This is a genomic window from Micromonospora sp. NBRC 110037 (assembly GCF_001652995.1).
Taxonomy (GTDB): Bacteria; Actinomycetota; Actinomycetes; order Mycobacteriales; family Micromonosporaceae; genus Micromonospora; species Micromonospora chalcea.
Genome location: NZ_BBVA01000006.1, coordinates 44,563 through 70,735, shown reverse-complemented (window position 1 = coordinate 70,735; position 26,173 = coordinate 44,563). Strand labels below are relative to the sequence as shown.

The window sequence follows — 26,173 nt, the reverse complement described above, 5'->3', positions numbered from 1 at the left end:
GCTAGGCGACGAGGTTGGTGAAGAAGTCGCCGAAGCCCTGCGCGATGTCCATGATGCCGCCGCCGAGAGACTTGAAGACGTCGGCGGCGGAGTTGGGCCGGTACGCAACGAAGAAGATCAAGAATGCGATGCCGGCCCAGGTGAGGACCTTCTTGACCATAGCGGGCCATCCTCTCGCGCGGCGCCGGGTCCGTTTACCGCAGCGGCACCCAGAGTATCAGCATGGTGTCTTACCGTGAATATCTGCGTCCGCTCTCCGACTCACCGGTGCGGGCGGTCAGGCCCGTCCGTGCAGGTACGGAGACGGTGCGCCGTACACGAGTTCGGGCGGTGTCCACTCGGTGAGGTCGTGCAGCACGACTTCTTCCGCGAGGAGGTGACCCGCACTCGCCGGCCAGGCTATCGCATGGAGCCACATTCCCCGAGCCTCGCCGGCGTACGCGCTTCGATCCGTTTCGGAGCGTACGAGCCACAGTGGAGTCGGATGGCCGCCCACGCGGATCTTCGCGTGCGGCAGCCGCTCGGGATGACCAGGGCCGGGATCGGTCAACGCCTCCTCCACCTGGGGACCGGGATCGGGGCCGGGCAGTCCCGCGAAGCGGGAACCGAGACCGATGCCGGGTTCCTCGGCGACGAAGATCAGGTCGGCCGGTCCACCGTCCAGCGGGGCCGGTCCGGCGCAGGCGACCAGCGTGGCCCGGACTCCAGCGCGTTCGTCGCCCGCCCAGGCCACGCCGGTGAGCGTCCAACCCGGTGGGAGCGGCCACGGGCACCACAGCGGCATCCGGAGCCGGCCGGTCGGGTCGGGGTCGGCAGCCATCCGCTCGACCACGCTGGCCATGATCTCGTCGTTGATGCGCTCGGGCACGTGCAGCGGCGCGACCGGGCCGCAGCGCAGGCACCGGTGCTCGGCGTGCATCAGGTCCGGCTCGCGTACCGGCCCGGCGCATCTCGGACAACTCACCGCGACAGTCACACCCTCACCGTCGCCCCCGCACGGCGGGGCGTCAAGCGGGGCGGGCCGACCGGCGTGGGATTTCCGTCCGGTGGTGGAACCGCGGCGTCAGTCCGGCGGCGGCCCGGCGTACGACCGGATCCAGGCGTGCATGGCGATGCCGCTGGCCACGCCCGCATTGATGGACCGGGTCGAGCCGTACTGGGCGATCGAGAAGAGCGCGTCGCAGGCCGACCGCGCCACCGGGGACAGGCCGGGCCCCTCCTGACCGAAGAGGAGCACGCAGCGGCGCGGCAGCACGGCGGTCTCCATCGGCCGTGAGCCGGGCAGGTTGTCGATCCCGACCACCGGCAGGCTCTCGTCCCGCGCCCAGGCGACGAACTCCTCGATCGTCGGATGGTGCCGGACGTGCTGGTAGCGGTCGGTCACCATGGCGCCCCGGCGGTTCCACCGCCGCCGCCCGACGATGTGCACCTCGGCGGCGAGGAAGGCGTTGGCGTTGCGGACGACGGTCCCGATGTTGAAGTCGTGCTGCCAGTTCTCGATCGCCACGTGGAACTCGTGCCGCCGCCGGTCCAGATCGGCCACGACCGCCTCGCGCCGCCAGTAGCGGTACCGGTCCACCACGTTGCGCCGGTCACCGGCGACGAGCAACTCCGGGTCGTAGCGCGGGTCGTCCGGCGGGTCACCGGGCCACGGCCCCACACCCACGTCGAGCTGGTCGTCGGTCACGGTTGCCGAGGGTACGGCCCGGCGGCGCCGCGCGTCAGCGCAGGTCGAGCGCGCCGCCCAGCCGGTCGAGGAAACGCCGGTCGGCGGGACTCGGCGTGGTCTGCCCGGCGCGGCACACGCGGGCGGCGACCGACTCCACCCACTGCCGGTACGCCGCCGAGTCGGCCGGATCGGCGCGGCGGCGCAGCACCCGTACCGCGGCCCGGGCGGCGGCCAGCAGGTCGACCAGGTCGGTCAGGCGCTCGTCCCGCTCGGTTGCGCCGTCGTGGCGGGCGTAGATGGCGGCCACCACGGCGCGGACGAGATCGCTGTCGAAGGCGCGTCCGGCGGCCACCGCGTCCAGACCGGCGAGGCCGGCGGCGACACCGCGCGGCGGACGCCCGGGCCCGGGCGCCGCGGCGGCGACCAGCACGCGGCCGGGCAGGTCGGTGAGCAGGTCCCACTCCGTCGCGGAGTACGCGGCGGTGGTGAGCGGCGCGGCGCGGCGACCGGCGGAAGGCGGCTCTACGGCTTCGGAGTGGCTCATGGGCACCTCCAGCCCGAGCATATGCCTCCGGACGAGATCCGGGCCCCGTCCCCGCCGAACGGAGAACGAGGCCCGGTGAGCCGGACGGACGCGGGTCAGCGCGGCTCGGGGAAGCTGGGACGCTCCGGGTCGACGCCGTCCGGGACGGCGGCGGCCGCATACTCCTTCTTGGGGACCATGACCTTGCGGCGGAACACGCAGACCAGCGTGCCGTCCTGGTTGTAGCCGCGGGTCTCGACGGCGACCACGCCCCGGTCGGGCTTGGAGGCCGACTCCCGCTTGTCCAGGACCGTCGTCTCGCCGTAGATGGTGTCGCCGTGGAACGTCGGCGCGACGTGCCGCAGCGACTCGATCTCCAGGTTGGCGATCGCCTTGCCGCTGACGTCCGGCACGGACATGCCGAGCAGCAGCGAGTAGATGTAGTTGCCGACCACCACGTTGCGCTTGAACTGCGAGGCGGACTCGGCGTAGTGCGCGTCCATGTGCAGCGGGTGGTGGTTCATGGTGAGCAGGCAGAAGAGGTGGTCGTCGTACTCGGTGACCGTCTTGCCCGGCCAGTGCCGGTAGACCGCGCCGACCTCGAACTCCTCGTAGTAGCGGCCGAACTGCATCCTTGTCCCCTTCGACAGGCGGCGATGGAGTTCGGCACAGCATGCCTTATCGCTTGTTAAGGCGAGGTGCGGGGCGCTCGCGCGGCGGAAATGTCACACCGGGGGCCACCGAGGTCCGGACGCAATGAGCGGCGGGGCCCTCCCCGGCACCCGCCGCCCACGCTCTGATGCGAAGAATTCTGCCGTACGGCGCACCACATCAACAGAGACGGAGGTCACATTTACCTTTTCGTAACACTACGGAAAGTCACCGACGCACTGTCGGTAAGCGATCTCCGCAGGCTGGATAGATGCTCGTCAAGCCCGAAGTTACTGATTCGTAGCCAGAACTGTGCGTGATCTCCTTGGAAACGCTCCCATCACGTCCCGTCACGCAAGTGCGGCATGCATTTGCGTTCCGCACGAGCGGCCCGCACAGATAGAGTTCGATGTGCCCAGGGTCACCGTCCGGGCGCTGTGCGTTTCGCCCCCACCGTGCCGGGAATTCGGACGGACTGACCCTGGTTCCACCGGGCGTACGACAATCCGCGGTGATCGGAGAGAGCAATGGCAACGGTTGAGCTGACCACGGCCAACTTTGACGAGGTGACCGGCCAGGACGGGATCGTCCTGCTCGACTTCTGGGCGGACTGGTGCGGCCCGTGCAAGCGCTTCGCCCCGGTCTACGAGCGGTCCTCGGAGAAGCACCCGGACATCGCCTTCGGCAAGGTCGACACCGAGGCGCAGCAGGAGCTGGCGGCGAAGTTCAACATCAGCTCCATCCCGACGATCATGGCGATCCGTGACGGCGTGATCGTGTTCGCCCAGCCGGGCGCGCTGCCGGAGTCCGCGCTGGAGAACCTGATCGAGCAGGTCCAGGCGCTGGACATGGACGACGTCCGCAAGAAGCTGGCCGAGCACAACCACTGACGTACCCGACGCCGCCGGCCGACCCCGCCAGGGGCCGGCCGGCGGCGTTTCCACGCCCGCCGCACCGCCGGGACGGACAGTGAGGAATGGCCGACTGAGGGACACTTTCGGCCGCTTCACTCCCGTATCGTCACCATGCGATGGAGACCTTGACCGCCCGCGGGCGCGCGGTCCGAGTGGGCGCCACCCTGCTCGGCCTGGCGCTGCTGCTCCTGGGCACCGTGCGCGGCACCGACGACGACTTCCCGTTCGGGCCGTTCCGGATGTACTCCACCTCCGACCCGCCGAACGCGCCCGCCCCGGACACCCGGGTCGAGGGCGTGGACCGCACCGGCGCGGTGGTCCCGCTCGGCCAGGACGCCACCGGCATCCGCCGCGCCGAGATCGAGGGCCAGCAGAACCGCTACGCCGCCGACCCGAGCCTGCTGCGGACCGTCGCCGACGCGTACGCCGAACGCCACCCCGACGCCCCCGACCTGGTCGAGGTGCGCATCGTGGTCCGCTGGTTCGACATCCAGGGCGGCCGCCCGACCGGCAGATGGACCGACGAGACGGCCGTGCGCTGGGAGACCGGCGGATGACCGCCTGGCTGACCGAGGCGGTCCCGCGCGGCCGGATCGCCGCGTTCCGCACCCTGGTCTACCTCTTCGTCGCCGCCGACCTGGTGGTGTTCACACCCTGGGTACGCACCCGGGTCGACGTACCCGGCGACCTCTACCAGCCGCTGCTCGTCGGCCGGCTGCTCCCGCTGCCCACCCCCACCCCCGCCCTGGTCGGCGTGGTGTTCTGGGCGCTGCTGGTCACCGCGCTGCTCGCCGCCACCGGCCGGGCGCACCGGCTGCTCGGCTGGACGGTCTTCGCGCTGTACTTCGAGTGGATGATCGTGGCGATGAGCTACGGCAAGGTCGACCACGACCGCTTCGCGCTCCTGGTGGCGCTGGCCGTGCTGCCCACCGCCGGCCGCGCCCGGCACGGCGACCCGACCCGTACCGAGGCGGGCGGCTGGGCGCTGCGGGTCACCCAGATCTCGGTCATCTGCACGTACTTCCTCGCCGCCTGGGCCAAGTTCCGCTTCGGCGGCCTGGACTGGGCGAACGGTTCGGTGCTGGCCCGCGCGATCATCCGGCGCGGCACCGACCTCGCCGACCTGATCGCGCAGGTGCCGCACCTGCTGATCGTGGCGCAGTTCGGCATCCTGGCGTTCGAGCTGCTCAGCCCGCTGGTGTTCGTGCTGCCGGCGCGGTGGCGGACGATGACCGTCGGCTTCTTCTACTCGTTCCACCTGGTGACCATCGCGACGATCACCATCTCGTTCGCGCCGCACCTGGTGGCGATGACCAGCTTCCTGGCGCTGGAGAAGGTCCGTCCGGTGGTGTTCGTCAGGCGCCTGCTCGGCCGTCCGCCGCCCGCCGCGCCGACGGCGCCCGCGACGGCGCCCCTCTCGCCGGCACCGGCCCCCGACCCGTCCTCGACCGCGACCGCCTGACCACGGCCCCCCGGCCGGTCAGGCGGTCGGGCCCGGGCGTCCGGTCGGGCCGTACAGCCGTTCCCGGGCCTCCTGCGGCAGCGCGCACGCGGCCGTGCCGCCCGGCAGCCGGTGCCGGTTGCGGGCCACCCAGCGGTACGCGGGCCAGGCCGCCGCGCGTACCGGGGGAAGGCGCAGTCCGGCCCCGGCGAACCGCCAGAGCGGGCCGCTGTCGCCGAGCAGCCGGGCGATGGCGTCCGGCCCGGCGGCGCGGGAGCCGTCGGCGCCCACCCACTGGACCGCCTCCTCGCACTCGGCCTCCGTCAGGCCCAGCGCCGCCAGGTCGGCGAACTGCCACGGGACCACCCGGGCGCCGGTCGGGATCCGACGCTCGATGAACTGCGCGCACCGGGTGCAGAAGGCGCAGTCGCCGTCGTAGACGAAGGTCGACGTCTCCATGCCCCCATCCTGCCCCGCCCCGGGGCACGGCGGCGCGCGGTGTCCGCAGCGTCACTTGCGCTTTGTTCGTACACATGTTCGAATGAGCTCCATGCGCTGGGACAACCTCTCCGCTCCCCCGGACGAGGGGACTCCCGATCGGGCGGCGCCGGCGGCTCCACCCCTGCCGCTGGCGCTGCCCGGCGCCGTCGCCCGCACCTTCGACACCCCGGGCTTCGCCGGCATGACGTTCTACGAGGTCCGCGCCAAGTCGATCATCAACCGGGTGCCCGGCCAGTCGCGTGTGCCGTTCGAGTGGACGATCAACCCCTACCGGGGCTGCTCACACGCCTGCGTCTACTGCCTGGGCGGGGACACGCCGATCCTGATGGCCGACGGGCGCACCAGGGCGATCAGCGAACTGGAGCCCGGCGACCGGATCTACGGCACCCGGCGGCGCGGCGCCTACCGCCACTACGTCGTCACCACGGTGCTCGACAAGTGGTCCACTGTGAAGCGCGCCTACCGGGTCACCCTGGCCGACGGCACCACGCTCGTCGCCAGCGGCGACCACCGGTTCCTGACCGAACGCGGCTGGAAACACGTCACCGGGAGCATGCGGGGCGGCGGCCGCCGTCCCCACCTGACCACCCGCAACCGCCTGCTGGGCACCGGCCGGTTCGCGGTGGCGCCGAAGCGCTCGGCCGACTACCACCGGGGTTACCTGCACGCCCTGCTCCGCGACGACGACCGGGCCGATGCCCGGTTCCGGCTGGCCACCGCCGAGGCGGAGGCGCTGGAGCTGGCCGAACGCTACCTGGCCGACGCGGGGGTCACCGTCGAGCGGGCCACAGTCACCCGGGTCGGCCGCCGGCCGACGACCACAGTGGTACGCACGTCCGGCCCGGCCGAGGTCGTCACCGGCCTGCTGAACCCGCCGGGCGAGACGACAGACGACTGGTCGCTGGGCTACCTGGCCGGCATGTTCGACGCCACCGGCACCTGCCACCGGGGCGTGTTCCGGATCAGCGTCGCGGACGACGGGAGCCAGGCCCGCACGTCCGGCGCGCTGGAGCGTTTCGGCTTCCGGTGGGCGCTCGACGTGCCGGGCATGCCGGGCGCAGCGCGTCAGCTCCGGCTGACCGGCGGGCTGCCCGAGCGGCTGCGCTTCTTCCACCTCACCGATCCGGCCGTCACCGCCCGGCGCTCGATCGAGGGCATGGCGCTCAAGTGCGCGGCGCACCTCCAGGTGACCACCGTCGAGGATCTCGGCCTGGAGCTTCCGCTGTGGGACATCACCACCGGCACCGGCGACTTCATCGCCAACGGCGTGGTCAGCCACAACTGCTTCGCCCGCAATACGCACACCTACCTCGACCTGGACGCGGGCGCCGACTTCGACCGCAAGGTGATCGTCAAGGTCAACGCGGGCGAGCTGGTCCGCCGCGAGCTGGCCGCCCCACGCTGGCGCGGCGCGCACGTCGCCATGGGCACCAACGTGGACTGTTACCAGCGGGCCGAGGGCCGCTATCGCCTGATGCCGCCGATCATCGAGGCGCTGCGTGACTTCGCGAACCCGTTCTCGATCCTGACCAAGGGCACGCTGCTGCTGCGTGACCTGCCGCTGCTGCGCGAGGCGGCGGAGGTGACCCGGGTCGGGGTGTCGTACTCGGTGGGATTCGTGGACGAGGCGCTCTGGCGGGCGGCCGAGCCTGGTACGCCGAGCCCGCGCCGCCGCCTCGACGCGGTCCGTCAGCTCGCCGACGCCGGCTTCGAGGTGGGTGTGCTGATGGCGCCGATCCTGCCGGGCCTCAGCGACGACGAGGAGTCGATCGACGCCACCGTCGCGGCCGTCGCCGCCACCGTCGCGGCAAGTGTGACGCCGTTGCCGCTGCACCTGCGGCCCGGCGCGCGGGAGTGGTACGCCCGCTGGCTGGCCCGGGAGTTCCCCCACCTGGTGCCCCGCTACCGGCGGCTCTACCAGGCCGGCTCGTACGCGCCGCAGGCGTACCAGCGGGAGGTGACAGCGCGGGTGCGGATGGCGGCACGCCGGCACGGGCTGCACCGGGGCGAGACGGGCGACAACCGCCGGCTGCCGGAGACCCCGCCGCCCGCGCCTGCCGCCGAACAGCTCTCCCTGCTCTAGCGGTAATGCCCCTGAGGTTGACCCCTGAACTTCCGTGTGTTGACCCACTCCAGCGCCAAGTGTGCGATTATCGCACCATGGCTGATGGTTGGGTCTGGCCCCTCGTCGGTGAGCAGGTACGGCGAGCCCGGTTGTCGCTGGGGATCTCGCAGCAGGATCTCGCGGCGATGGTGGGGCTGGACCGCACAATGCTGGCCAAGGTTGAGGCTGGCAGCCGCCGTTTGGACGGCATGGAGCTGGCTCGGCTTTCCAGGGCACTAAGAGTGTCGATGGAGTACTTGATTCAGCCGCCGCCGGCGGTGTTGTCCCGACGAGCGGCCCCGTTGACCGAGGAAACGGACACTCAGGCAGCACGATCGTCGGAACGCCTCGAAATCGCCATGGTTGAGTGGCTGCGCAACGTCCAGCAGTTGCTGGATCTTGGCGTATTGCTTACCCGTCCGCTGCTTCGCTACCCGCACTCAGTGGAATCCGAGGATGATGCGCGTCAGACAGCCCGGTGGCTGCGACAGCGGTTCGGGCTCGGCGATGCACCGATCGGCAGCATCATGGACGTCTGTGAGCGCGCAGGTCAGTGGGTACTGGTCACCGACCTTCCAGGCGACGGAGCATCGCTCGTCGAGGGCGACATCGCGGTTGCTGTCGTAAGCACTACGGGCGACCCTGGCCGCCGTCGGGCTACCGCTGCACACGAGTTGGGGCATCTCATCATTGGTGATGAGTATTCTGCCGACCTCGGCGTGAGTGCCTCGCGTGCAGAACGGGAGGCGGTGATTGATGCCTTCGCCGCAGAACTGCTGCTGCCCGTGCAAGCGATTGCCGCAGCCGGAGCCCCCGGGACGGTGAGCCGGGACCAGATCGTGAGCTATGCGGCTCGATACCGTACCTCTTGGTTGCTGGCGTTGCGGCAGGCTGAGCAGGCAGGGACCATCGACGCAGAGACGCGTAGATCCTGGAGCCAGGTTCGGCCCACGCATGTGGAGTTCATGGAGGCATTGGGCTGGGCGCCGCAGCCCGACCTTGTGTCGGTGCGGGTACCGCCCGCCTACGCACAGGCCGTGATGGACGCGTGGCGGAACAGGCGCATCACCCGGGCGAGGGCTCTGGAGTTGATGCATGGCCACATCGCCGACGAGGATCTGCCGCAGGAGGACGACCTGGAGATCGCGCCGTGAGCCTGTCGGCGCAAGCCAACCCCGTCCTTGTACTCGACACGATGGTTCTCAGCCACTTCACTCTCGCTGACCGGCTGGACGTCTTGCAGGACCTGCTGCTCGATGCCGATTGTTGGACGACTCAGGTGGTTCGGGAGGAGTTGCGGGCGGGATCTGCGGATCATCGTGAACTGGCCGTCGCTTGCGAGGCGGATTGGCTGACCACTGCCCAGTTAGACACCCTCGATGAGGTGCGGTGCTTCACCAAATGGGCCGCGCGGCTCGGCTCGGGTGAGCGCGACCTTGGGGAGGCGTCCGTCCTCGCTGCCGCCGAACTGCGGGATGGGGTGGCCATCACGGACGACAGGAACGCGACGCAGGTCGCCCGCGCCCACGGCGCCCGGGTGCACGGCACCATCTGGCTTCTCGCGGGGGCCTGCCGGGACGGCAAACAAACCCTTACGGCTGCGGGGAACCTCATTGAGGCACTCAGAGCAACCGATGCTCGTCTGCCCTGCTCGGGAGCTGAGTTTCCCGCCTTCGCCCGTAAGCACAACCTCCTATAGTCACTACTGAAAGCTTCTTGACCTAACGGGAGGGTAGCGACTCGCGCGACGCGGCGGCTTCGGACTCCTTGTAGAACAACGTCCTGAACCGCCGATCATGGGCCACCCGCCAACAACTACGGATCGCGATCGTGACCTGGATCGAACGGACCTATCACCGCCGCCGACGCCAGCGGTCGCTGTCCGGGTTGACCCCGTTGAATTCGAGGCCATCATGCACCCACCGGCCAGTCAGGCCGCGTGACTACACCTGTCACCTGCCGGTGCAGACCCACAACGCTGCTGAGCATTACCTCTAGCGGGGAGGACCCGCGCCGGCGGGGCTAGGCTCGGGGGATGCGTTCCGCTCAGCAGATCCTCGCCGACTCCGCCGTGATCGCCGTCGTGGGCACCTCCCGCGATCCGGGCAAGGCCGCGCACCGCGTACCGCTGGAGATGCAGCGGCACGGCTGGCGGATCATCCCGGTCAACCCGACTGTGGACGAGTTGTTCGGCGAGAAGGCGTATCCGACGCTGGCCGACATCCCGCACCCGGTCGACCTGGTCGACGTGTTCCGCCCGGCGCGGGACGCGGTCGACGTGGTCCGGCAGGCGGTGGCGATCGGCGCCCCGGCGGTGTGGTTGCAGCTCGGCATCTTCTCGGACGAGGCGCGCCGGATCGCCGAGGAGGCGGGCCTCGACTACGTCGAGGACAGGTGCCTCATCGTGGAGCGGGCCGCCGCCGGACTGACCCGTACCTCCGGCCCGACGGCCGACTGACGGCGCGGCACGCGGCGCGTACCCTTCCGGGCATGTCCGGTCCCGGCCCGATGGCTGCGGCGGTGCCCGACCGCGACGGGTTGTGGTCCCGCCGGTTGTTCGCGCTCCTGGCCGGTACGGCGGTGGCCGCGGTGAGCGGCCGGGTTCTCCTCGCGCTGGATCCGTCGCACCTCGACGCGGCTCGTGGCGTGGTGTGGCTGGTGATGCTGGGGCACCTGGCGCAGCGGTACTGGCGGCCACGGCGGACCGGCCGGCTGATCTGGCGGCCCCGGGTGGCCGGGCCGCACGGCGCCGAACCGGGGCTGGTCGCCCGGCGGTCGGCGGCGGGATGGCTGGGGCTGACCGCGGACGTGACAGCGGGTGTCGTGGTGGCCCTCGGCGGTTTCTCGGTCCTGACCGAGCGCTGGCCGCAGGTCGAGGCGGGGCGACCGCCGGTGCTGGCCGCGGTGGCTCTCGGCCTGGGCTGGGTGGTCTACGCGGAGACGCGGTTCACCGGCCGGCTGGCGTTGACCGGCGGCGGGCTCCGGTACGGCGGGGACTGGTACCCGTGGTCGGAGATCCGGGGCGTCCGGCGCTCCGGCGAGCGCGCCGGCGGTGTGCACCTCCGGCTGGAACCGGAGCGGCTGCCCCGGACGGTGGTCGGCGGACGCGACCTGGCCGTGCCGGACGAACGGCTCATCGCCGCGATCGAGGCGTTCCGGACCACGCCGGAGGCGCTGGCGGTGGGGTTGCCGGTGACACCCCCGGAGCCGGCCCCCGGCGTGGCGGAACGCTGAACGCTACTGCTTGTACTGCTTGAGCAGGCCGCGCGAGATGATCGTCTTCTGGATCTCCGAGGTGCCCTCGCCGATCAGCAGGAACGGCGCCTCGCGCATCAGGCGCTCGATCTCGTACTCCTTGGAGTAGCCGTAGCCGCCGTGGATCCGGAACGCCTCCTGGACCACCTCGGCGCAGTACTCGGAGGCGAGCAGCTTGGCCATGCCGGCCTCGACGTCGTTGCGCTGGCCGGCGTCCTTGAGCCGGGCCGCGTTGACCATGAGCGCGTGCGCGGCCTCGATCTTCGTACCCATCTCGGCGAGCTTGAACGCGACGGCCTGGTGCCGGGCGAGCGGCTGGCCGAAGGTGTGGCGCTGCTGGGCGTACGCGACGGCCAGCTCGAACGCCCGGATCGAGATGCCGCAGGCGCGGGCCGCGACGTTGACCCGGCCGACCTCGATGCCGTCCATCATCTGGTAGAAGCCACGGCCGACCTTCTCCTCGCCGCCGAGCACGGCGGAGGCGGGCACGGTGACGCCGTCGAGCACCATCTCGGTGGTCTCGACGCCCTTGTAGCCCATCTTGTCGATCTTGCCGGGGATGGTGAGGCCGGGCGCGGTCTCACCGAAGCCGGGCTCCTTCTCCAGCAGGAAGGTGCTCATGTTGCCGTAGACCGAGTCGGCTCCGGTGTCGGTCTTGACCAGGGTGGCCACCACCGACGAGTACGCGCCGTTGGTCAGCCACATCTTCTGGCCGTTGAGGACGTAGTTGTCGCCGTCGCGGACGGCCTTCGACTTGATCGCCGAGACGTCCGAGCCGCACTCGGGCTCGGACATCGAGAAGGCGCCGCGCACCTCGCCGGTGGCCATCCGGGGCAGCAGCCGGGCCTTCTGGTCGGCGGAGCCGTGCTGCGAGATCAGGTACGCCACGATGAAGTGCGTGTTGACGATGCCGGAGATCGACATCCAGCCCCGGGACAGCTCCTCGACCACGAGCGCGTAGGTCAGCAGGGACTCGCCCAGCCCGCCGTACTCCTCGTCGATGGTGAGGCCGAACAGCCCCATCTCGCGCATGCCGTCGAGGATGTCGCTCGGGTACTCGTCGGCGTGCTCCAGCCGCTGCGCGTGCGGAATGATCTCTTTGTCGGCGAACTCCCGGACAGTTTCCAGGATCGACCGCTGCACGTCGGTCAGTCCGGGCGTCTGGGCGAGTCGGGCCATCTCAGCCTCCGGGGTCGTCGGCGCATTACTCAGGGGTAACTGAACGCTCGGTCAGTATCGGCCCCGGGACCGGCGCAGCCAAGGTGACCAGTCCCTACAACCGCTGTGAAAAGGTTCACCGCTACGGGTAGCGTCCGCAAGAGAGAGGGCCCGTTCACCTGGGGAAAAGGGGCGCGCGTGACTGACGAGCAGCCACCCTCACCGTACGAGCCGCCGCCGCACGGCCAGCCGTACGGGCAGCCGCAGTACGGCCAGCAGCATCCGCAGTGGGGCCAGCAGCCCCCGTACGCCCCGCAGCCGCCCTACGGCCAGTACGGCCCACCCGGGCCGGGGCCACGCCCCGGCGGCACGAACGTGCTCGCCATCCTGTCACTGGTCTTCGCGTTCGTCTTCGCGCCCGCCGGCATCGTCTGCGGCCACCTGGCGAAGCGGCAGATCCGGCAGACCGGCGAGGACGGCGACCAGCTCGCCACCTGGGGACTGATCCTCAGCTACATCTTCACCGCGATCGGCCTGGTGGCCTGCTGCGGCTGGATCGGGCTGGCGATCTGGGCCAACTCCGACAACGGCACCTACTGAGGCTCAGCGGAACTGCGCCTCCCGGACGCTGTTGCCACCGTCGACCACGAGCATCTGCCCGGTGATGTACGACGCGGCCGGCGAGCAGAGGAACGCGATCGCGGCGGCCACCTCGTCCGGCGTGCCGGGACGCCCGACCGGCGTACCCAGGCCCTGCTTGATCTCGGCCATGGTGGACGCCGCGGTGTGGATGATGCCCGGCGCCACCGCGTTCACAGTCACCCCGTCGGCGATCATCTCCATCGCCAGCGCCCGGGTCAGCCCGACCACGCCGGCCTTGGCCGCCGCGTAGGCCGCCTCGGTGGGCAGCGCGTTGACCGGCCCGGCGGTGGCGGCCAGGTTGACGATCCGGCCCCAGCCCCGCTCGGCCATGCCACCGATGAACGCCCGGCTGCACAGGAACGCGGTGGTCAGGTTCCTGTCGATCTCGCCGCGCCACTCGTCGTACGTCAGCTGGGCCACCGGCCGCAGCACCTCCGGGCTGGCCCGGCTGGCCAGGCCCGCGTTGTTCACCAGCACCTCGACGTCGCCGAGCTGCTCGGCCACCGCGTCGGCGAGCGCGCCCACCTCCGACTCGTCGGTGAGGTCGGCGACGAAGCCGGTGACGCCCAGCTCGCCCGCGCGCTCGTGGATGCGCCGGGTGGTGGAGACGATCGCGACCCGGGCGCCCAGGTCGGACAGCCGGCGCGCGGTCGCGTACCCGATGCCGTCGGCGCTGCCCGCGCCGGTGACCAGCGCGACCCGGCCGTCCAGCCGCATGGTGGCCGGTTCCGGCAGCGGCGCCGGCCGTTCGGAGTCGGCGGCGCCGACCGGCTCGCCGCCACGCGGGCGCCGCACCGACCCCGGCCGGCTCATGTCCCGTCGCGACCGACCCCCACGCGCGTCAAGTGCCATGCCGAGGATCCTGCCCGGTACCGACCCGCCGGGCAACGCGCGCCCGGAAAGAGGGTGCTCCGTGTCGCGAGCCGGTGGCTACCCTGAGCCGACCACGTACCTGGAGATGATCAGATGAGCTATCCCCCACCGCCCGGTGGTTGGCAGGACCCCTCGGCGGCCGGGCCGCACTCGGCGCCGCCGGCCGACCCGATCATGCCCGCGATTCCGAACCAGCCGGGCCCGGCCGACCCGTACGCGCCGGTCGCCGATCCCTACGCGCCGGTCGCCGACCCGTACGCGGGCGCGAAGTCCCCGTACGCCCCACCCGGCGGCGACCCGTACGCCGCCGCGATGCCCGGCTACCCGCCCCCGGGCACCTACCCGCCGCCGGGGGCCTATCCCGGCTACGCGATGCCGCCGGCCCGCACCAACACGATGGCCATCGTGGCGCTGGTCCTGTCGCTCGTCGGCTTCGCCTCGTGCATCACCGCGCCGATCGGCGCCATCATGGGCCACGTCGCGCGCAAGCAGATCCGGGAGACCGGTGAGCAGGGCGAGGGCATGGCCACGGCGGCCATCATCGTGGGCTGGATCCTGACCGCTCTGCTGGTCGCCGGCATCATCTTCTACATCGTGATGATCGTGATCGCGATCGGCGCGTCCAGCGCCAGCAGCAGCTACTGACGCCACCGGGCCGCCCCCGGGCGCGGGGGCGGCCCGACGCGCGATCAGGCCGAGGGCGGCGTGAACGAGGACGTACGGGACATGCCGGCGGCGTGGCCCTTGGCGGCGATCACGAGCGCCATCTTGCGGGACGCCTCGTCGATCATCTCGTCGCCGAGCATCACCGCCCCGAGCTTCCCGCCCGCCTCCGAGGTGTAGTAGTCGTAGGCGTCGAGGATCAGCTCGGCGTGGTCGTAGTCGGCCTGCGCCGGCGAGTAGACCTCGTTCGCCGCGTCGATCTGGCCGGGGTGCAGCACCCACTTGCCGTCGAAGCCCAGCGCCGCCGAGCGCTTCGCCACCTCGCGGAACGCGTCCACGTCGCGGATCTGCAGGAACGGGCCGTCGATGGCCTGCTTGTCGTGCATCCGCGCGGCCATCAGGATGCGCATCAGGATGTAGTGGTACGGGTCGCCCGGGTAGTCCGGGATCAGCGCGCCGACCACCAGGGACTTCATGTTGATCGAGGCCATGAAGTCGGCCGGGCCGAAGATGATCGTCTCGACCCGGGGCGAGGCGCCGGCGATGGCGTCCACGTTCACCAGCCCGGCCGCGTTCTCGATCTGCGCCTCGATGCCGATCCGGCCCACCTCCAGGCCGAGCGTCTTCTCGATCTGGGTGAGGAGCAGGTCCAGCCAGTGCACCTGCTCGGCGTTCTGCACCTTCGGCAGCATGATGCAGTCCAGGTTCGCCCCGGCGCCCTCGACCACCTCGATGACGTCCCGGTAGGTCCACGGCGTGGTCAGGTCGTTCACCCGGACCACGCGGGTCTTGCCCGCCCAGTCGCCCTCGTTCAGCGTCGCCACGATGTTCTTGCGCGCGTCCGGCTTGGCCAGCGGGGCGACCGCGTCCTCCAGGTCCAGGAAGACCTGGTCGGCGGGAAGGCCCTGGGCCTTGCCGAGCATCTTGACGCTGGAGCCGGGCACCGCCAGGCAGGATCGGCGGGGACGACCGACAGCGGTCATGGGTGCGCTCCTTCCAGCGTCCGGCGCAGGCGCCGGCGCAGCGGTGGATTTCGAGAACTTAACGATCCCAAAGGGCGTGGTGACGCCACGGTAACCTCGTGCCGTGACCGGGGTGAATGGACCTGTGGAAGATCTCACTGAGCGTCGGATCGTGGTGCTGACCGGGGCGAGCTCCGGCATCGGCCTGGCCGCCGCGGAGGAGCTGGCGCGCCGCGGTGACCAGGTGGTGCTGGTCGGCCGGGACCCGGCCCGGCTGCGCGCCGCGGGCGAGCGGGTCCGCGAGTGCTGCGGCGAGCAGCCGGAGCTGTTCCGCGCCGACTTCGCGGTGCTCGACGACGTACGCGGGCTCGCCGAACGCCTGCGCGAGCGCTACGACCGGATCGACGTGCTCGCCAACAACGCCGGCGCGATCGTGCTGGAGCCGATCACCACGGTCGACGGTTTCGAGCTGAGCATGCAGGCCAACCACCTCGCCCCGTTCCTGCTCAGCAACCTGCTGCGAGACCGGATCGGGCGGATGGTGGTCACCGGCTCGGACGCGCACCGCAGCGGCGTGCTCGACCCCGACGACCTCAACTCCGCGCTGCGCTCGTACCGGCCGTTCCGCGCGTACGGCACCAGCAAGCAGGCGAACATCCTGTTCACCGCCGAGGCGGCCCGGCGCTGGCCGGAGGTGCCCGCGCACGTGTTCCACCCGGGCGTGGTGCGGACCCGCTTCGGCAACGAGAGCCGGATCGTGGCGCTCGGCATGCGGCTGCTGCCGTTCCGCAGCCCGGAGAAGGGTGCCGAGACGCTGGTCTGGCTCGCTTGCCAGGATCCGTCCCGGCTGACGAACGGCGGCTACTACGCCGACCGCAAGCCGCATCGGCCCCGGCCCAAGGCGGCCGACCCGGCGCTGGCCGCGCGGCTCTGGACGGCCAGCGCGAAGGCCGTCGGCGTCGACGCCTGAGCGGGTCACCACGACCGCCGGTCCGCTGGGACACTCGACGCCATGACGACGGGAAACGAGGTCCTGCTGGTCGCGCTGGTCGACCTGAGCGCCGACGCGGACGCCGGGCGGCGGTACGAGGACGCGGTGCTGGCGCTGCTCGGCCGGCACGGCGGCGAGTTGCAACGGCGGCTGCGTACCGGCGACGGGGAGACCGAGGTGCACGTGATCCGGTTCGCCGCCCGCGCCGGGCTGGACGCGTTCCTGGTCGACCCGGACCGCGTCGCGCTGCGCGCCGAGCTGGGCGACGCCGCGCCCGCCACCCGCGTGCTGGAGGTACGCGACGTCTGAGCTGCGCCTTCTCCCTCACTTCATCACGCGGGGACGCCGAGAACAAGACTTGATCTTGGGGCTGGCGAGGCGCAGTGTCGGGGCATGGACTTCGATCCTCTGGCCACCGCCCGCCGCGCACTCTGGATCGGCGGCGCGCAGTGGGCCGGCAAGACGACACTCGCGGTCACGTTGGCACTGCGGTACGGGCTGACCGCGTACCTCTACGACCGCCACGACGCGCGAGGGCACGACGACCGGCGGATCGCCGACCGGATCCGACGGGGTGAGCCGCCGGACGGCCCGGACGCGGAGGCGACCTGGGTGACGACGAACCCGGAGCGGATGGCAGCCGAGACCCTCGCCGGATTTCCGCGCCGCTTCGAGTGGGTGCTCGACGACCTGAGCGCGCTGATGAGCGGTCGCCGGGTGGTCGCCGAGGGCTGGGGGCTGCGGCCCGAACTGGTTGCCCCGATCGTCGAGTCGACAGGGCAGATGGTGGTGCTGGTGCCGACGCCGGAGTTCCGCGCGTACCAGGTGGAACGGCTGCCGCGGGCGATGGCCCGGCATCCCGGCGTGAGCGACCCGGAGCGGGCGTGGCGTCATCGGATCGCGCGCGACGAGCTGGTCGCCGCCGACGCGGTCGCCGCCGCCCGGGCGCTCGGGGTACGCGTGATCGAGGTGGACCTCGACCGGGACGCCGAGGCGGTCGCAGCGCTGGTCGCCGACCACTTCGCCGGATACCTCTGAGCGTCACCGCGACACGTGCACCGGGACGCTCGTCACCACCACGCCGGGCAGCGCCCGCAACGCGGTCCGCAGCCGCTGCTCGGCGCGGCTGTGCAGCAGCCGGTACCGACGTCGGCGCAGCACCACCTCCGGCACGATCACGGTGAGCGTCAGGTCCGGGCTCGCGGCGTGCAGCGCCTCCAGGTAGTGCGCCAGCGGGCCGATCACCGACCGGTACGGCGACACGATCGTCTCCAGCTTCAGGTGGTCGCCCCAGGCCCGCCACTGGTCCCGGAACCGGTCCGCCTCGTCCTGCGCCGGAGCGAGGTGCACGGCGAGCGTCGGCCGCCCGAGCGAGGTCGCGTACGCCAGCGCGCGCAGCGACGCCCGGTTCAGCCGGGCCACCGGCACCACCACCAGGTGGCGTACCTGCTGGGGCAGCTCGTCGCACTCGGCGGGCGGCGCGGACGGCGGCGAGTGCAGCGCCAGCGCGCGGTGCAGCCGGTCGTAGTGCCCGTGGATCCGGCGGAACAGCAACACCAGCAGCGGCACCGCGAGCACCACCACCCAGGCGCCCTCGGCGAACTTGGCTACCGCCGCGGTCAGCAGCACCAGGCCGGACAGCGTCGCGCCGACCGCGTTGACCGCTAGCCGGCGACGCCAGCCCGGCCCCCGGCGGCGTCGCCAGTGCACCACCATGCCGGTCTGGGACAGCGTGAAGGCGAGGAAGACGCCCACCGCGTAGAGCGGGATCAGCCGCTCGGTGTGCCCGCCGAACGCGACGAACACCACCGCCGCGGTCAGCGCCAGCGCCACCAGCCCGTTGCTGAACGCCAGCCGGTCGCCCATGTGCAGGAACCGGCGCGGCGCGTGCCCGTCCCGGGCCATGAAGAACAGCAGCCGGGGAAAGTCGTTGAACGCCGTGTTCGCCGCGAGCAGCAGGATCAGCGCGGTGGTGGCCTGCAGGATCGCGTACCCGGGACCGCTGGGGAACGTGACCCGGCCGAGCTGGGACAGCAGCGTCTCGTCCGCGCGGGGCGCCAGACCGTCGAGGTGGATCAGCCCGATCAGGCCGGCGAACAGCGTCACCAGCATGGCGACCATCCAGCCCAGCGTGGTGCGGGCGTTGCGCCACTCCGTCGGGCGGAACGCGGGCACCGCGTTCGAGACCGCCTCGATGCCGGTCATCGACACCGCCCCGGAGGAGAACGCCCGCAGCACCAGCAGCAGGCCCAGCCCCTCGGCCGCGGGCGCCGAGGGCGGCGGCAGCGGCGCGAAACCCCGCGAGGCGGCCTTCGCGTACCCGACCGCCAGCACCACGAGCAGCACCACCACGAACGCGTACGTGGGCAGCACGAAGATGTTCCCGGCGGTGCGTACGCCGCGCAGGTTGCCGGCGAGCAGCACGGCGATCACCAGCACCCCGAGCGGCACTGTCCACCGGCCGAGGCCGGGCAGCGCCGACGTGACCGCGTGCACCCCGGCCGCGATCGACACCGACACGGTCAGCACGTAGTCGAGCATCAGCCCGGCCGCGGCGGCGAGTCCCGGCGTACGCCCGAGGTTGTCCCCCGCGACGATGTACGAGCCGGCGCCGTGCGGATAGGCCGGGATGGTCTGCCGGTAGGACAGGCCGACCGCGACCATCAGCACCACCAGCACGGCGGCCAGCGGCAGGGCCAGCCCGAGCGCGGCGCTCCCGGCCAGCACCAGCACCGCGAGCATCGCCTCCGGCCCGTACGCGACGGAGCTGAGCAGATCCGAGGAGAGCACCGGCAGCGCGACCAGCTTGCGCATCCGCTCGTAGAGCACCGACGCGCTGGACAACGGCGGACCGATCAGGGTCCGGCGGACCCGGGCCACGGACCGGCCGGCCCGGTTGCCGGGCAGGTCCGCCGCGCCGGTGGCGACCAGTTCCCCCGGCTGCGCCACGGTGAACATGTCGATCGGCGCCAGCCGGCCGAAGCGGGTGGGCGCCGGATGGTGGTCGTTCCGGCCCAGCGTCGGGTCGACCGGCAGGTCGTCGGCGCGGCGCGGGCCGCGCCACCGCTCGCCGATCCGGCCGAGGGCCGCCCGTTCCTCGTCGCCGAGCGGCGGGAACTCGGCCGAGGGCGTGACGACCGTGCCCGCCTGTGCCGCGTCGTCCCGCTCCGCCCCCACCCTGAGCACTTTCGTGCAAACGGGACCATCCAGGGGCCGGAACGGCGCGACTTCGCCCCGACCGGCTCAGTCGGGCGCGTCGCCGGGTCGCCGCGCCCGCTCCGCGTCGCCCAGCGGGTCCGGGTCGGCGGGCGCCGCGACCGGCGTGGCACGGCGACCGGCCCGCGCCCCGCCGAGCACCACCACCGCCACGCCGGCCAGCAGCAACGCCAGGCCGGGCAGGGCCAGCGGCCGGGGCAGCTGGCCCAGCCACACCCAGCCGATCACTGCCGCGCCGGGCGCCTCCAGCAGGATCAGCACGCTCACAGTGGTCGCGGAGACCCGGTGCAGAGCGTAGTTGAACATCGAGTGGCCGAGCAGTTGGGCGCCGGCCACCAGTCCGAGGATCGCCAGCCAGGTCGTGCCCTCGAAGCCGTGCAGGCGTACCCCTCCGACCAGGCACACCACCAGCAGGACCAGCGCGCACACGCCGTAGCAGACGGTGGTGTAGGTGGTGGTGCTGATGCTGGCCCGGGCCCGCTCACCGAAGGCGGTGTAGACGGCCGCGAACAGGCCGCCGACCACCGCGAGCAGGTCACCGGCGAACGCCCGGCCCGAGACGCCGAAGTCCGCGCCGGTGGCGAGCGCCGCGCCGAGCACGGCCACCGCGATGCCGGCCCACACCGCCGCCGGCAGCCGCCGCCCCTGCCAGCGGGCGATCAGGCCCTGCCAGACCGGCTGCGTCGCGCCGAGCGCGGTGGCGGCCGCGACCGCGGTGAGCTGCGCGCTCGGCATCCAGGTGGCGAAGTGGGCGGCCAGCGCGACCCCGGCGAGTACGCAGTAGAGGCCCTCACGCCGGCCCGGCCCGACCGTCAGGGCGCGCAGCTCGGCCCGTCGACGGGTCAGCGCCACCGGCCCGAGGACCGCAGCCGACAACGCGGTACGCCAGAACGCGACAGCGAGCGCCGAGGCGGCGGCGAACGCCACGAGCGGCGCCGAGGACGACACCGAGGCGACAGCCAGGGCGAGCGCGCCCACCGTCAACACGTCGAGCGGCGGGCGATGCGGAACGGTCGGCACGAGCGGTAATCCTCACACGAACACCCGACCGACACGGAAAGTCAGCACTCCGTTACGATCATGCGTCCCGGCGATCTCCCCCCTCGACGTCCGGAGGCGTTCCCTCATGCCCAGATTCCAGGCCGTGCTGTTCGATTTCTTCGGCACCCTGACCCACGGCGCGCGGCGTGGAGCCGCCCACATCGCCACCGCCGAACTGCTCGGCTGCTCCCCCGAGGCCCTGATGGAGGTGCTGGACAGCAGCTTCTACGAACGGGCCAGCGGCTCCTTCGGTGACGCCGAGTCCACCATGCGCCGGGTGTGCGCCCGGCTCGGCGTCCACCCGTCCGACGCGGCGGTACGCGCCGCCGTCGCCTCCCGGCACCTTGCCGTACGCGCCGACACCCGGCTGCGCGCCGAGGCGGTCCCGGTGCTGGCCGCGCTGCGTCGCCGGGGCGTCGGCACCGGGCTGGTCAGCGACTGCACGCACGAGCTGCCGGCGTTCCTGCCGCAGCTCCCGGTCGCGCCGCTGCTCGACGCCCAGATCTTCTCGGTACGCCTCGGGCGCTGCAAACCGGACCCGGAGCTCTACCTCGCCGCGTGTTACCGGCTCGGCCAGGCGCCGGCCGACTGCCTCTACGTCGGCGACGGCGACAGCCAGGAACTGACCGGCGCGGAACGGGCCGGGCTGAGCGCGGTCCGGCTGGCCGCGCCGGATCTGGCCGGCCATGTGGTCCTCAACGCCGACCACGGCTTCGACGGGCCGTCGCTGACCTCGCTGACGGACGTGCTCGGCCTGCTCGACCCGGTCCCCGTCGCCTGACCGGGCCCGTCGGACGCGGGGCGTCGGACGTGGCCGGGTCGGATCGGGCGGCCGCCTGACGCCCCGGCGGTTCGCGGTCAGCGGCGGCGGACGCGGTGCAGGCGGAACGGCTTGCGGACGGCCCGCACCACGGGGGCCGGCCGGGGCTGCTCACTCAGCGAGCTGTCCGGCAGGTCGGTGCCGGTCACGACGGCGCCGACGGGCGCGAGCCGGTTGAGCGCGCATCCCTGCGCCACCCATCGCTCCACCAGCTCGGCGGCGGCCCCTGAGGCGTTGAGCCGCTTCGCCGCGACCAGCGGCGCGGCGGTGTCCCACTCCTCGGTGCCGGGTCGCAGCCGGGTCACCCGCGCCGACCAGGTGACGATCCGTCCGCCGTGGTCGCCGCGCAACGTGACCTCGGCGGTCTCGCTGTCGGCCAGCCCGGGGGCGGCCTGCTCACCGGGGCCGGTGACCACCAGCAGCGTGCCGTCCAGCGGGAGGCACCACAGCGCGTACGCCGGGCCGCCGCCACTGCTCACCCAGCAGACGGCGGCCTTCTTCACCGCCTCGTCCACCAGCGGAGGAGTCACCCGCTCGTCCACCTCGTCACTCACCCCGCCATCCTCCCCCATTCCGGCCCGTCCCTCCCGCCCCGGCCGGTTGACCAAGGAGTTCGTGTCCTCCAGAGGCCCGTTCGCCGACACAAACTCCTTGATCAACAAGGTGGGATGGGGTGGGGTGGGGTCAGCCGATGAACGGGGGGACGGTGATCTCGCCTCGGGCCACCGGCATCACCTGGCCGGAGACGGTCGCTCCCAGCGCCAGCCCGCCGGAGGCGGTCACCGTGCAGGTCAGCGTGGAGGGGCGGTGGATCTCGATGCCCTGCCGGACGGTGTACTCCGCGCGCCCCTCGCCGGGCAGCAGCCCGCTCGCGACCAGCCACACGCCCAGCCCGAGAGCGGCCGAGCCGGTCGCCGGGTCCTCGGGCACGCCGAGCCCCGGCACGAAGACCCGGGCGTGCGCGGTTTGCGAATCGGCGTCCCAGGAGAAGAGGCTGACGTGCTCAACGCCGTACCGCTCCGCCGCCGCCGTGTTCAACCGTGCCCGGGCCACCGCGTCCGGGCGTACCGGAAGGTAGGGGAACTCCAGGCCGCACCCGGCGACGCGCGGCGGCGGGCCGACGTGGTCGGGGCCGGTGAGGCCGACCATCTCCAGCAGCGGTTCCGGGTCGAGTTCCGGGCCGAGCGTGGGCGTGCCGCCGGTGAGCGTCGCGCCGGTGGCAGTCACCTCGATCGGCAGGACGCCGGCGCCGCACTCCTGGGTGACCCGGCCCGCGCCGAAGACGCCACGCCGGCTCGCGGTCACCGCGGCGCCGACGCTCGGGTGCCCGGCGAAGGGCAGTTCGTCGGCGGGGGTGAAGATCCGCGCCCGGTAGGTGGCGCCGACCTGTGTCGGCGGGAGCACGAAGACCGTCTCGGACAGGTTGAACTCCAGCGCGAGCGCCTGCATCTGCTCGGTGGCCAGCCCTTCCGCGCCGAACACCACGGCCAGCGGGTTGCCGGCGAAGGGGCGGTCGGTGAAGACGTCCACGATCTCGTAGCCCAAGGTCGACATGCTGTTAGAGAGTAGGCCCTTAGGCTGGTGCCCGTGAGCACGCCGAACCGGGTCTACCTCGCTCGACTCGCCGGAGTCGCCGTTTTCGACCCGAACGGCGATCAGGTCGGCCGCGTCCGGGACGCGGTGGCGCGGATGCGCGCGACCCAGCGACCGCCGGAGGTGGTCGGCCTGGTCGCGGAGATGCCGATGCGACGGCGCATCTTCCTGTCCATCAACCGGATCACCTCCATCGATCCCGACGGGGTGGTGCTCGGCAGCGGCACGCTCAACCTGCGCCGGTTCGAGAAGCGCCCGAACGAGCTGCTGGTGCTCCAGGAACTGCTCGACCGCCGGGTCCAGGTCGAGGGCGGCCGGGCCGGCTCCGTGGTGGACGTGGCCATGGAGTGCAGCCGCGGCGGCGAGTGGACGCTGAGCCGGGTCGCCGTGCGCGAGCACACCGGCCGGCTCACCCGGCGCGGCCACCTCCACCAGGTCGAGTGGGACCGGGTGCACGGCCTCGGCGCGGTCGGCGACAACCGGGGTACGGCGAACCTGCTCGCCGTCCTGGAGGACATGCGCCCCGCCGACCTCGCCAACGCCCTCCAGGACCTGCCCGACGCCCGGCGCAACGAGGTGGCCGCAGCGCTCGACGACGAGCGCCTGGCCGATGTGCTCAGCGAGCTGCCCGAGCACGACCAGGTGGAGATCCTGGCCGCGCTGGACCGCCAGCGCGCCGCCGACGTGCTGGAGGAGATGGAGCCGGACGACGCCGCCGACCTGCTCAACGAGCTGCCCCCGCCGGAGCAGGACGTGCTGCTCGACCTGATGGAGCCGGACGAGGCCGACCCGGTACGCCAGTTGCTGCGCTACGCCTCCGGCACCGCCGGCAGCGTGATGACCTCGGAGCCGGTGATCCTGCCGCCGGACGCCACGGTGGCCGAGGCGCTGGCCCGGATCCGGGAGGCGCAGCTCTCGCCGGCGGTGGCCGCCCAGGTCTTCGTGACCCGCGCCCCGCTGACCACGCCCACCGGCCGCTACCTGGGCATGGTGCACTTCCAGCGGCTGCTGCGGGAACCGCCGGCCGATCTGCTCGGCGGGATCGTGGTGAACGACATCGACCCGCTGCGGACGTCGACCCCGCTGCCCGAGATCACCCGCCGGATGGCCACGTACGACATGGTCGGCATGCCGGTGGTGGACCGGGCCAACCGCCTGGTCGGCGCGGTGACGGTGGACGACGTGCTCGACCATTCCCTGCCGCGGGACTGGCGGGACCGGGACGCGGCATCCCCCTCGTCCACCACCGACGACGGCATCCTGGACGGCGACGATGAGTGATCAGCGCCGGGGCGACCGGCTGGACCAGCCGCGCGCCCCGCGGAACCTGCGCCTGCCCCGGGTCGACGCGGAGACGTTCGGCCGCTGGGCCGAGGGCATCGCCCGGGGCATGGGCACGGCGAACTTCCTCGTCTACATGACGCTGATCCTGGTGGCCTGGTTCCTGTGGAACACGCTGGCCCCGGCGAACCTGCGATTCGACCCGTACACCTTCACGTTCTTGACCTTGATCCTGTCCCTGCAGGCGTCCTACGCGGCGCCGTTGATCCTGCTCGCGCAGAACCGGCAGGCGGACCGGGACCGGATCGCGCTGGACGAGGACCGGCGGCGGGCCACGCTGCAGAAGGCCGACACGGAGTACCTGGCGCGGGAGATCGCCGCGCTGCGGATCGCGATGGGTGACGTGGCGACCCGGGACTTCCTCCGCTCGGAGCTGACCCGGCTGGGCGAGGAACTGGACGAGGCGGCCGAGCGGCGGCGCAAGCTGGAGCGGCGGCAGCAGGAGCGGGAGGCCCGCCGGACGGCCGGCGCCGATCGGCTGGACGAGCCCCGGGACGAGCTGGACGGCGACTTCGCGCGGGACGGTCGCTACGAGGGCTGACCGGCCATCGAATCGCTCACACCGCCCCCGCCAGCGGCGGTGGCCGATGACCCGCGACGTAGCATTGCGGGCATGTCAGCACCCGTCAGCACCGTCTCCGACGCGATCCAGGCCGCCCTGGCCACCGTCAACGACCCGGAGATCCGCCGGCCGATCACCGAACTCGGCATGGTCCAGTCCGCCGAGCGGGACGACGACGGCGTGGTCCGGGTGGAGCTGCTGCTCACCGTGGCCGGCTGCCCGCTGAAGGACAAGCTGCGCAGCGACATCACCGCCGCCGTGGGCGCGGTGCCCGGCGTGAGCGGCGTGGAGATCGTCTTCGGGGTGATGAGCCCGGAGCAGCGCCAGGAGCTGCAGTCGAAGCTGCGCGGCGGTGGCGCCACTGCCGAGCCGGTGATCCCGTTCGCCCAGCCCGGCTCGCGGACCCGCGTCTACGCGGTGGCCAGCGGCAAGGGCGGTGTCGGCAAGTCGAGCGTGACCGTCAACCTGGCCGCCGCGCTGGCGTCGCGGGGCCTGTCGGTGGGCGTGGTGGACGCGGACATCTACGGCCACTCGGTGCCCCGGATGCTCGGCGCCGACGGCGCGCCGACCCGCGTCGAAGACATGATCATGCCGCCGCAGTCGCACGGCGTGAAGGTCATCTCGATCGGCATGTTCACCCCCGGCAACGCCGCCGTGGTCTGGCGCGGGCCGATGCTGCACCGGGCGCTCCAGCAGTTCCTCGCCGACGTCTACTGGGGCGACCTGGACGTCCTCCTGCTCGACCTGCCGCCGGGCACCGGCGACATCGCGATCTCGGTGGCCCAGTTGCTGCCGAACGCGGAGATCCTGGTGGTCACCACGCCGCAGGCGGCCGCCGCGGAGGTGGCCGAGCGGGCCGGCGCGATCGCGTTGCAGACCCACCAGCGGGTGGTCGGCGTCATCGAGAACATGTCGTGGCTGGAGATGCCGGACGGCTCCCGGATGGAGGTCTTCGGGGCCGGTGGCGGCGCGGCGGTGGCCGAGTCGCTGACCCGGACCATCGGCGCGCAGGTGCCGGTGCTGGGGCAGATCCCGCTGGACACCCGGGTACGCGAGGGCGGCGACGCCGGTCAGCCGATCGTGCTGGCGCAGCCGGACGCTCCCGCCGCGAAGGCCCTGTTCCAGGTCGCCGACCGCCTGGCCGTGCGTCGCGAGTCCCTGCTCGGCAAGCCCCTGGGCCTGAAGCCCGCCGGCCGCTAGCTCCCACCGCTCCCCAACCGCCCCTTCCCGCCGCACGCGAGAGGGGGCGGTCC

General features: G+C 72.3%; 30 protein-coding genes and 1 pseudogene. 18 read left to right on the top strand and 13 right to left on the bottom strand.

The window, feature by feature from the left end:
• Position 1 precedes the first annotated feature (1 nt).
• The 5 genes from A4R25_RS31520 to A4R25_RS18705 all read right to left on the bottom strand — a co-directional run bounded on the left by A4R25_RS31520 (position 2) and on the right by A4R25_RS18705 (position 2,842).
• Complete coding sequence (locus A4R25_RS31520) at positions 2–160, bottom strand: hypothetical protein (RefSeq protein WP_013283898.1); 159 nt, start codon at positions 158–160, stop codon at positions 2–4.
• 117 nt (positions 161–277) lie between these two features.
• Positions 278–964, bottom strand: coding sequence for a TFIIB-type zinc ribbon-containing protein (locus tag A4R25_RS18720; protein WP_307189064.1), 687 nt, complete (start codon positions 962–964; stop codon positions 278–280).
• Positions 965–1,063: 99 nt separating this feature from the next.
• Positions 1,064–1,687 carry an RNA methyltransferase gene (locus tag A4R25_RS18715; protein WP_043326883.1) on the bottom strand — a complete coding sequence of 208 codons (624 nt, stop codon included), beginning with the start codon at positions 1,685–1,687 and terminating at the stop codon, positions 1,064–1,066.
• A gap of 34 nt (positions 1,688–1,721) precedes the next feature.
• Positions 1,722–2,213 carry a hypothetical protein gene (locus tag A4R25_RS18710; RefSeq protein WP_043330668.1) on the bottom strand — a complete coding sequence of 164 codons (492 nt, stop codon included), beginning with the start codon at positions 2,211–2,213 and terminating at the stop codon, positions 1,722–1,724.
• Positions 2,214–2,308: 95 nt separating this feature from the next.
• Complete coding sequence (locus tag A4R25_RS18705) at positions 2,309–2,842, bottom strand: MaoC family dehydratase (RefSeq protein ID WP_338013367.1); 534 nt, start codon at positions 2,840–2,842, stop codon at positions 2,309–2,311.
• A gap of 528 nt (positions 2,843–3,370) precedes the next feature.
• Here A4R25_RS18705 and trxA point away from each other — a divergent pair.
• The 3 genes from trxA (at position 3,371) to A4R25_RS18690 (ending at position 5,219) form a co-directional block, all read left to right on the top strand.
• Positions 3,371–3,733: a thioredoxin gene (trxA, locus tag A4R25_RS18700; protein WP_018789069.1), complete on the top strand. Its 363-nt coding sequence runs from the start codon at positions 3,371–3,373 to the stop codon at positions 3,731–3,733.
• Positions 3,734–3,873: 140 nt separating this feature from the next.
• Complete coding sequence (locus A4R25_RS18695) at positions 3,874–4,314, top strand: hypothetical protein (RefSeq protein WP_064447585.1); 441 nt, start codon at positions 3,874–3,876, stop codon at positions 4,312–4,314.
• Entirely contained in the window at positions 4,311–5,219 is a 909-nt protein-coding gene (locus tag A4R25_RS18690; RefSeq protein WP_064447584.1) for an HTTM domain-containing protein, read from the top strand. The genes A4R25_RS18695 and A4R25_RS18690 overlap by 4 nt, the downstream gene beginning before the upstream one ends.
• Before the next feature lie 18 nt (positions 5,220–5,237).
• Here A4R25_RS18690 and A4R25_RS18685 read toward each other — a convergent pair whose 3' ends face one another.
• Positions 5,238–5,657 (bottom strand): thiol-disulfide oxidoreductase DCC family protein, encoded by a 420-nt coding sequence (locus A4R25_RS18685; RefSeq protein ID WP_043326890.1) that lies wholly within the window; start codon positions 5,655–5,657, stop codon positions 5,238–5,240.
• Between A4R25_RS18685 and A4R25_RS18680 the strand changes: the two genes are divergently transcribed.
• The 6 genes and pseudogenes from A4R25_RS18680 to A4R25_RS18660 all read left to right on the top strand — a co-directional run bounded on the left by A4R25_RS18680 (position 5,656) and on the right by A4R25_RS18660 (position 11,037).
• A complete protein-coding gene (locus A4R25_RS18680) occupies positions 5,656–7,782 on the top strand; it encodes an intein-containing Rv2578c family radical SAM protein (RefSeq protein WP_373888010.1) in 2,127 nt (708 codons plus the stop codon). The two genes, A4R25_RS18685 and A4R25_RS18680, sit on opposite strands and share 2 nt — an antisense overlap.
• A gap of 77 nt (positions 7,783–7,859) precedes the next feature.
• Entirely contained in the window at positions 7,860–8,957 is a 1,098-nt protein-coding gene (locus A4R25_RS18675; protein WP_043330670.1) for a helix-turn-helix domain-containing protein, read from the top strand.
• Positions 8,954–9,502: a hypothetical protein gene (locus A4R25_RS18670; protein WP_064447582.1), complete on the top strand. Its 549-nt coding sequence runs from the start codon at positions 8,954–8,956 to the stop codon at positions 9,500–9,502. Before A4R25_RS18675 ends, A4R25_RS18670 begins: the two co-directional genes overlap by 4 nt.
• A gap of 77 nt (positions 9,503–9,579) precedes the next feature.
• A pseudogene (locus A4R25_RS30730) lies at positions 9,580–9,702 on the top strand (IS3 family transposase); the annotation flags it as partial.
• 136 nt (positions 9,703–9,838) lie between these two features.
• Positions 9,839–10,261 (top strand): CoA-binding protein, encoded by a 423-nt coding sequence (locus tag A4R25_RS18665; RefSeq protein WP_064447581.1) that lies wholly within the window; start codon positions 9,839–9,841, stop codon positions 10,259–10,261.
• Between the two features lie 32 nt (positions 10,262–10,293).
• Positions 10,294–11,037 carry a hypothetical protein gene (locus A4R25_RS18660; RefSeq protein ID WP_064447580.1) on the top strand — a complete coding sequence of 248 codons (744 nt, stop codon included), beginning with the start codon at positions 10,294–10,296 and terminating at the stop codon, positions 11,035–11,037.
• A 3-nt stretch (positions 11,038–11,040) separates the two neighbouring features.
• Here the strand turns inward: A4R25_RS18660 and A4R25_RS18655 are convergent, their stop codons facing one another.
• Positions 11,041–12,237 (bottom strand): acyl-CoA dehydrogenase family protein, encoded by a 1,197-nt coding sequence (locus A4R25_RS18655; protein WP_013283885.1) that lies wholly within the window; start codon positions 12,235–12,237, stop codon positions 11,041–11,043.
• Positions 12,238–12,414: 177 nt separating this feature from the next.
• On the opposite strand from A4R25_RS18655, the gene A4R25_RS18650 reads away from it, so the two are divergent.
• Positions 12,415–12,816, top strand: a complete 402-nt coding sequence (locus tag A4R25_RS18650) for a DUF4190 domain-containing protein (RefSeq protein ID WP_043326898.1) — start codon at positions 12,415–12,417, stop codon at positions 12,814–12,816.
• 3 nt (positions 12,817–12,819) lie between these two features.
• Here A4R25_RS18650 and A4R25_RS18645 read toward each other — a convergent pair whose 3' ends face one another.
• Complete coding sequence (locus A4R25_RS18645; RefSeq protein WP_036342954.1) at positions 12,820–13,710, bottom strand: SDR family NAD(P)-dependent oxidoreductase; 891 nt, start codon at positions 13,708–13,710, stop codon at positions 12,820–12,822.
• A gap of 114 nt (positions 13,711–13,824) precedes the next feature.
• Here A4R25_RS18645 and A4R25_RS18640 point away from each other — a divergent pair, with 114 nt between their 5' ends.
• Positions 13,825–14,376: a DUF4190 domain-containing protein gene (locus tag A4R25_RS18640; protein WP_043326901.1), complete on the top strand. Its 552-nt coding sequence runs from the start codon at positions 13,825–13,827 to the stop codon at positions 14,374–14,376.
• A 44-nt stretch (positions 14,377–14,420) separates the two neighbouring features.
• On the opposite strand, the gene A4R25_RS18635 is transcribed toward A4R25_RS18640, so the two are convergent.
• Positions 14,421–15,377: a CoA ester lyase gene (locus A4R25_RS18635; protein WP_064447579.1), complete on the bottom strand. Its 957-nt coding sequence runs from the start codon at positions 15,375–15,377 to the stop codon at positions 14,421–14,423.
• A gap of 124 nt (positions 15,378–15,501) precedes the next feature.
• Here A4R25_RS18635 and A4R25_RS18630 point away from each other — a divergent pair, with 124 nt between their 5' ends.
• The 3 genes from A4R25_RS18630 to A4R25_RS31865 all read left to right on the top strand — a co-directional run bounded on the left by A4R25_RS18630 (position 15,502) and on the right by A4R25_RS31865 (position 17,385).
• Positions 15,502–16,326, top strand: a complete 825-nt coding sequence (locus A4R25_RS18630; RefSeq protein ID WP_166455797.1) for an SDR family NAD(P)-dependent oxidoreductase — start codon at positions 15,502–15,504, stop codon at positions 16,324–16,326.
• A gap of 42 nt (positions 16,327–16,368) precedes the next feature.
• Positions 16,369–16,656, top strand: a complete 288-nt coding sequence (locus A4R25_RS18625) for a hypothetical protein (RefSeq protein ID WP_043326906.1) — start codon at positions 16,369–16,371, stop codon at positions 16,654–16,656.
• A gap of 84 nt (positions 16,657–16,740) precedes the next feature.
• A complete protein-coding gene (locus A4R25_RS31865) occupies positions 16,741–17,385 on the top strand; it encodes a hypothetical protein (protein ID WP_064447578.1) in 645 nt (214 codons plus the stop codon).
• A gap of 3 nt (positions 17,386–17,388) precedes the next feature.
• Here the strand turns inward: A4R25_RS31865 and A4R25_RS18615 are convergent, their stop codons facing one another.
• Together A4R25_RS18615 and A4R25_RS18610 are read right to left on the bottom strand one after the other, a co-directional pair.
• Positions 17,389–19,524: an APC family permease gene (locus tag A4R25_RS18615; RefSeq protein WP_231915577.1), complete on the bottom strand. Its 2,136-nt coding sequence runs from the start codon at positions 19,522–19,524 to the stop codon at positions 17,389–17,391.
• 66 nt (positions 19,525–19,590) lie between these two features.
• The gene (locus tag A4R25_RS18610) at positions 19,591–20,583 is read right to left on the bottom strand and encodes a DMT family transporter (RefSeq protein WP_064447576.1); all 993 of its coding nucleotides are present in this window, start codon (positions 20,581–20,583) and stop codon (positions 19,591–19,593) included.
• A 106-nt stretch (positions 20,584–20,689) separates the two neighbouring features.
• Here A4R25_RS18610 and A4R25_RS18605 point away from each other — a divergent pair, with 106 nt between their 5' ends.
• A complete protein-coding gene (locus A4R25_RS18605; RefSeq protein ID WP_064447575.1) occupies positions 20,690–21,385 on the top strand; it encodes an HAD family hydrolase in 696 nt (231 codons plus the stop codon).
• A gap of 77 nt (positions 21,386–21,462) precedes the next feature.
• Here A4R25_RS18605 and A4R25_RS18600 read toward each other — a convergent pair whose 3' ends face one another.
• Both A4R25_RS18600 and A4R25_RS18595 read right to left on the bottom strand, forming a co-directional pair.
• Positions 21,463–21,996 (bottom strand): hypothetical protein, encoded by a 534-nt coding sequence (locus A4R25_RS18600; protein ID WP_197494932.1) that lies wholly within the window; start codon positions 21,994–21,996, stop codon positions 21,463–21,465.
• A 112-nt stretch (positions 21,997–22,108) separates the two neighbouring features.
• Positions 22,109–22,978, bottom strand: coding sequence for a PhzF family phenazine biosynthesis protein (locus tag A4R25_RS18595; protein WP_064447573.1), 870 nt, complete (start codon positions 22,976–22,978; stop codon positions 22,109–22,111).
• Between the two features lie 33 nt (positions 22,979–23,011).
• On the opposite strand from A4R25_RS18595, the gene A4R25_RS18590 reads away from it, so the two are divergent.
• From A4R25_RS18590 to A4R25_RS18580, 3 genes are all read left to right on the top strand, one after another.
• The gene (locus A4R25_RS18590) at positions 23,012–24,298 is read left to right on the top strand and encodes a magnesium transporter MgtE N-terminal domain-containing protein (protein ID WP_064447753.1); all 1,287 of its coding nucleotides are present in this window, start codon (positions 23,012–23,014) and stop codon (positions 24,296–24,298) included.
• Positions 24,291–24,899 (top strand): DUF1003 domain-containing protein, encoded by a 609-nt coding sequence (locus A4R25_RS18585; RefSeq protein WP_064447572.1) that lies wholly within the window; start codon positions 24,291–24,293, stop codon positions 24,897–24,899. Before A4R25_RS18590 ends, A4R25_RS18585 begins: the two co-directional genes overlap by 8 nt.
• A gap of 72 nt (positions 24,900–24,971) precedes the next feature.
• Positions 24,972–26,120, top strand: a complete 1,149-nt coding sequence (locus tag A4R25_RS18580) for an Mrp/NBP35 family ATP-binding protein (protein WP_030501083.1) — start codon at positions 24,972–24,974, stop codon at positions 26,118–26,120.
• Positions 26,121–26,173 lie beyond the last annotated feature (53 nt).